6 protein-coding genes are annotated in these 4,832 nt (G+C 70.2%); 4 read left to right on the top strand and 2 right to left on the bottom strand.

Annotated features, from left to right (window positions below; translation table 11 throughout):
* The first annotated feature begins 43 nt into the window (after positions 1 to 43).
* A complete protein-coding gene (locus P409_RS40945; RefSeq protein WP_152613558.1) occupies positions 44 to 949 on the top strand; it encodes a TonB family protein in 906 nt (301 codons plus the stop codon).
* An 11-nt stretch (positions 950 to 960) separates the two neighbouring features.
* On the opposite strand, the gene P409_RS39285 is transcribed toward P409_RS40945, so the two are convergent.
* Entirely contained in the window at positions 961 to 1,659 is a 699-nt protein-coding gene (locus P409_RS39285; protein WP_034845616.1) for a DUF3592 domain-containing protein, read from the bottom strand.
* A gap of 96 nt (positions 1,660 to 1,755) precedes the next feature.
* Between P409_RS39285 and moaA the strand changes: the two genes are divergently transcribed.
* A complete protein-coding gene (gene moaA, locus P409_RS26815) occupies positions 1,756 to 2,805 on the top strand; it encodes a GTP 3',8-cyclase MoaA (RefSeq protein WP_052121443.1) in 1,050 nt (349 codons plus the stop codon).
* Position 2,806: 1 nt separating this feature from the next.
* Here moaA and P409_RS41305 read toward each other — a convergent pair whose 3' ends face one another.
* Positions 2,807 to 2,938 carry a hypothetical protein gene (locus tag P409_RS41305; protein ID WP_274519182.1) on the bottom strand — a complete coding sequence of 44 codons (132 nt, stop codon included), beginning with the start codon at positions 2,936 to 2,938 and terminating at the stop codon, positions 2,807 to 2,809.
* A 176-nt stretch (positions 2,939 to 3,114) separates the two neighbouring features.
* Here P409_RS41305 and P409_RS26810 point away from each other — a divergent pair, with 176 nt between their 5' ends.
* Positions 3,115 to 3,867, top strand: a complete 753-nt coding sequence (locus P409_RS26810; RefSeq protein ID WP_034845615.1) for an NAD kinase — start codon at positions 3,115 to 3,117, stop codon at positions 3,865 to 3,867.
* 122 nt (positions 3,868 to 3,989) lie between these two features.
* Positions 3,990 to 4,832 (top strand): SPFH domain-containing protein (locus tag P409_RS26805; protein ID WP_034845612.1); only part of this gene is annotated, 843 nt, incomplete at its 3' end.

Here is a 4,832-nt window from a genome sequence, read left to right as displayed (position 1 = left end):
CTGCCTTGCCCTGAAGGATGCGCCATATTGATGCATCTCCGGCGTGGGGCAATCCGTGAAGCGGCAAGATCGGCCCGATATGTCGCGTCCTCGCATCAGCGGCCTCTCCCTTGCCGCTTCCGTGGCCATCCATGCCGTTGCCATCCTCGCGCTGCTGCCATACCGGTGCAGCCTTCCCGCCGCGACGCCGCCGATCTCCGTCGATCTCGTCCGGCTGGACGACCCGCCGACGGAACCGCCCGCCCCGCCCCTCCAGGACGCCCCATCGGCGCGGGCCGAGGCCGAGGACGATCCGGCGCCGCGCCCGGCAGCGACATCCGGCGACGCCGCATCCGTCGATGCCGCCCGGGCGGCCGGTCGGCCCGAACCGCGGCAGGATGCCGCCGGCCCGGCGCCGGCCCCGAAGCCGGCCGAGGCCGGCTGGATCCCGCCCTTCAGCGTCGGGCAAAGCCCCCTGTCCGACGCGGCCAGGCCATCGGAGGTCGCCAAGCCCCCGCCGCCGCCCGGCGGGGAGGCCGTGGCGGCCGGCAGCGATGGGCAGGCACGGTTTGGCCTGCCCTTCGAGATCCTGACCTCAGACAGCGACGCCGCAACGATGATTCCCGCGCCGATCGAGCCGGCGCCGGACGCCGGCCAGCAGCGCGGGGACGAAGCGCAGCCGCTCTCCGAGGCGGCGTTCACGCAGCGCCTGGCCGACTACGGCGCGATGCTGAACGGCCGCATGCGCTGGCAGCTGACGGGGAAGCTCCCGGGCGTGGTCCCCTTCACCATCGTCGTCACGATCGAGCTGGACGGCACCATCAGCTCCGCCACGGTGACGCAATCGACGGGGGTGCCGGATGTCGACCGGCAGGCACTGCAGCGGGTCCTGGCCTTGTCGCCCCTGCCGCCTCCGCCGATCCGCCTGGAAGATCTGCGGCTGCAGGGCCGGGCCTTTCCCCAGCAATAGCAGGCCTGCGGCTAGGTCCCGGCGACCAGATAGGCGGCCAGGGCCAGCACCACGACGACGAAGATCAGGATCGGGAGAATGCCGCTCGGCCGCTCGATGGTGCGGGTCACGGCCGGGCCGCCGGCCCGCTGCACGGTCACCGGGCTGTCGCGCATGCGCTGGACCACGGCGCCCGACGCAGCTCGCGCCCCGGAGGAAGGCGTTCCCGTCGGCCGGGACGCGGATCGGGTCTCCGCCCGCCGGGCCGCGACCTGGCGCATCACCGACGCGAGCGCCGCCGCGGCATCGCCCGTCGCCGCCGGACGGCGGGACCGGCCGCGCATCATTCCAAGCCCGACGAGCGCCATGATCGCCCCGACGCCGCCGGCGATCAGCTGGTTGCCCCAGATCGCCAGGGGATCGTTGAGCACGGCCTGGTCCTGCCGTTCGGGATCGATCAGGACGGCCACGCGCTGGCCCGGCTGCGGGGCCGTTGCGAGGCCGGTATCGACGGCGGCGTAGATCGCGCGCAGCGTGCCCAGGCGCACCACGGTCTTCGCCGCGGCCAGCGCCGGCGTCGACCGGTCCCCGGCCCCGGGCGGCAGCACCACGCCCTGGAGCCAGACCGCATCCTGGCGCCACTGCTCGCGATCCCATGCGTCGGTGACCGCGCCGAACACCACGAACGCGCCGACCACCAGCAGCAGCACGCCGATCAGCCTGTGGATCATCGGTCCCCACTGTCTTTCCACATCGCGGAAAAGCATACGCGCTCCACCGTGGGCGGCCTATCGCGTTCGGCGAGGGGGCGCACTATATTGCCGTATATGACGATCCAGTCGCCGACGCCCCAGATCGATCCCTCCCCGTCCTCCAGCGCCCCGCTGGTGGATCCGTTCGGCCGCGCCATCAAGTATCTGCGCGTCTCGGTGACCGATCGCTGCGACTTCCGCTGCGTCTACTGCATGGCGGAGGAGATGACCTTCCTGCCGAAGGCGGAGCTGCTGACGCTGGAGGAGCTCGACCGGCTGTGCAGCGCGTTCATCCGCTTCGGTGTCGGCAAGCTGCGCCTGACCGGCGGCGAGCCGCTGGTCCGGCGCGACGTGATGACCTTGATCCGCAACCTGTCGCGGCATCTCGGCACCGGGGCCTTGGAGGAGCTGACGCTGACTACCAATGGCAGCCAGCTGGCCCGCCACGCCGAGGACCTGGCCGCCTGCGGCGTGCGCCGGATCAATGTCAGCCTGGACACGCTGGACCCGGGCAAGTTCCTGGCCATCACCCGCTGGGGCAAGTTCGACAAGGTGATGGACGGCATCGCCGCGGCCAAGGCCGCCGGCATCCGGATCAAGATCAACGCCGTGGCGCTGAAGGGCGTCAATGACGACGAGTTCGATTCGCTGATCCGCTGGTGCGGCGAGAACGGCCACGACCTGACGCTGATCGAGGTGATGCCGATGGGCGACATCGGCGGCGAGGACCGGCTGGACCAGTACCTGCCGCTGTCGCAGGTGCGGGCCGACCTCGGCCGGCGCTGGACGCTGACCGAGACCGACTACGCCACCGGCGGGCCGGCACGCTATGTCCGGGTGGAGGAGACGGGCGGAAGGCTCGGCTTCATCACCCCGCTCACCCATAATTTCTGCGAAAGCTGCAATCGGGTGCGGCTGACCTGCACCGGCACCCTCTACATGTGCCTGGGCCAGGACGACGCCGCGGATCTGCGGACGCCGCTGCGCAGCGACCGGTCCGACGCCGCGCTGGAGGCCGCGATTCGCGAGGCCATCCTGCGCAAGCCCAAGGGGCACGACTTCTTCATCGACCGGCGCCACATGCAGCCCGCCGTGGCGCGGCACATGAGCGTGACCGGCGGCTGAGTCACGCCAGCGTCAGCATCAGCAGGGTGCCCGACACCGCCGTGCCGGCGGTCACCACCGCAAAGCGCAGGCCGCACCGGGACAGCAGCACGGCGATCGTCACGAACGTCCCCATCAAAGCCGGGATCATCATCCCCTACCTCCTCTCGGCTTTCTTTCGTCGATGACAGGGACACTCTCCCCCTTCTTCCGTGAAGCGAGCGTGAACGGCCCTTTCACAGTCGCTCACGCTCGGGGTAGACCAGGGTTCCCCTTCGGCTACAGTCGCCGGCCATGACCTCCGCCTCTTCCGCCCCGGCCTCGCCCCGCATGGCGATTCTCGCCGCCGACACCGCCGAGGCCCTGGCGGCCCAGGCCCGGCTCGTCGCCCGCTGGGGCCAGCATTCCCCGGATTCGGCCGACGTGATCGTGGCCCTGGGCGGCGACGGCTTCCTGCTGGAGACGCTGCACCGCTGCGTCGAGCGGAAACGGCCGATCTACGGCATGAATTGCGGCTCGGTCGGCTTCCTGCTGAACGATTTCCAGGAGGAGGACCTGGGGGGCCGGGTGGCGGCGGCGCGCACCGTGATCCTGCACCCGCTGCGGATGCGGGCGACCACGATCGACGGTGTGGTGCACGAGGCGCTGGGCATCAACGAGGTGTCGGTGCTGCGCCAGACCCGGCAGACGGCGAAGCTGCGAATCACGGTCGACGGCATCGTGCGCATGCCGGAGCTGACCTGCGACGGGGCGATCGTGTCGACCCCGGCCGGAAGCACCGCCTACAACCTGTCGGCGCACGGCCCGATCATCCCGCTCGGCGCCGGCATCCTGGCGCTGACGCCGATCAGCGCCTTCCGGCCGCGGCGCTGGCGCGGCGCCCTGCTGCCGCACCGGGCGAAGATCGTGCTCGACATGCTGGAACTGCCGAAGCGCCCGGTCAGCGCCGTCGCCGATTCGACCGAGGTGCGCGACGTCGCCCGCGTCGAGATCGCCGAGGACCGCTCGGTGTCGCTGAACCTGCTGTTCGACCCCGGCAAGACGCTGGAGGAACGGATCCTGAAGGAGCAATTCGAGCCCTGATCCGCCGCCCCCGTCCGACTTGGCTGCTGCGTTTCCGCCACAAAGTTCCGGTGAAATAATCCGGCCGGCCCTGTGGCCGCTATGGCACACTGTGGCCGCGCCAAGAGGAACGGAAGCCCATCATGCCGATTTCCCCGTTCGCGATCGTCGTCCTGGCCATCCTGGTCCTGGCGATCCTGGTCATCTTCATGGGCGTCAAATCAGTGCCCCAGGGCCGCGAATGGACGGTGGAGCGGTTCGGCCGCTACACCCGCACCCTGCGCCCCGGCCTGAACCTGATCGTCCCCTTCGTCGATCAGATCGGCGCCAAGCTGTCGATGATGGAGACCGTGCTGGAGGTGCCGCAGCAGGAGGTCATCACCAAGGACAACGCCATGGTGACGGTCGACGGCGTGATCTTCTACCAGGTGCTGGACGCGGCGAAGGCGGCCTATGAGGTCGGCAACCTCGAATCGGCGATCATCAACCTGACCATGACCAACATCCGCACGGTCATGGGTTCGATGGATCTGGACGAGCTGCTGTCCAACCGCGACGCCATCAACGCCCGGCTGATGAAGGTGGTGGACGACGCCACCGAGCCCTGGGGCGTCAAGGTCACCCGCATCGAGATCCGCGACATCACCCCGCCGCGCGACCTGGTCGACAGCATGGCCCGGCAGATGAAGGCCGAGCGCGACCGCCGCGCCACCATCCTGGAGGCCGAGGGCACCCGGCAGGCGCAGATCCTGCGCGCCGAGGGCCTGAAGCAGGCCGCCATCCTGGAGGCCGAGGGCCGGCGCGAGGCCGCGTTCCGCGATGCCGAGGCGCGCGAACGCTCGGCCGAGGCCGAGGCCAAGGCGACCACCGCGGTCAGCGAGGCCATCGGCTCCGGCAGCGTGCAGGCGATCAACTACTTCGTCGCCACCAAATATGTCGATGCGCTGAAGAGCGTGGCGTCGGCGCCGAACCAGAAGGTGCTGTTC

It is taken from the genome of Inquilinus limosus MP06, from assembly GCF_000767795.1.
Classification (GTDB): Bacteria; Pseudomonadota; Alphaproteobacteria; order DSM-16000; family Inquilinaceae; genus Inquilinus; species Inquilinus limosus_E.
Note: the sequence above shows the minus strand (reverse complement) of the source record. Positions and strands in the feature narration are given on the sequence as shown.

Bases quoted from the DNA above. Each gene is read 5' to 3' on its own strand.
- P409_RS39285 (WP_034845616.1), bottom strand. From the start codon at position 1,659: ATGATCCACAGGCTGATCGGCGTGCTGCTGCTGGTGGTCGGCGCGTTC.
- moaA (WP_052121443.1), top strand. From the start codon at position 1,756: ATGACGATCCAGTCGCCGACGCCCCAGATCGATCCCTCCCCGTCCTCC.
- P409_RS41305 (WP_274519182.1), bottom strand. From the start codon at position 2,938: ATGATGATCCCGGCTTTGATGGGGACGTTCGTGACGATCGCCGTGCTG.
- P409_RS26810 (WP_034845615.1), top strand. From the start codon at position 3,115: ATGGCGATTCTCGCCGCCGACACCGCCGAGGCCCTGGCGGCCCAGGCC.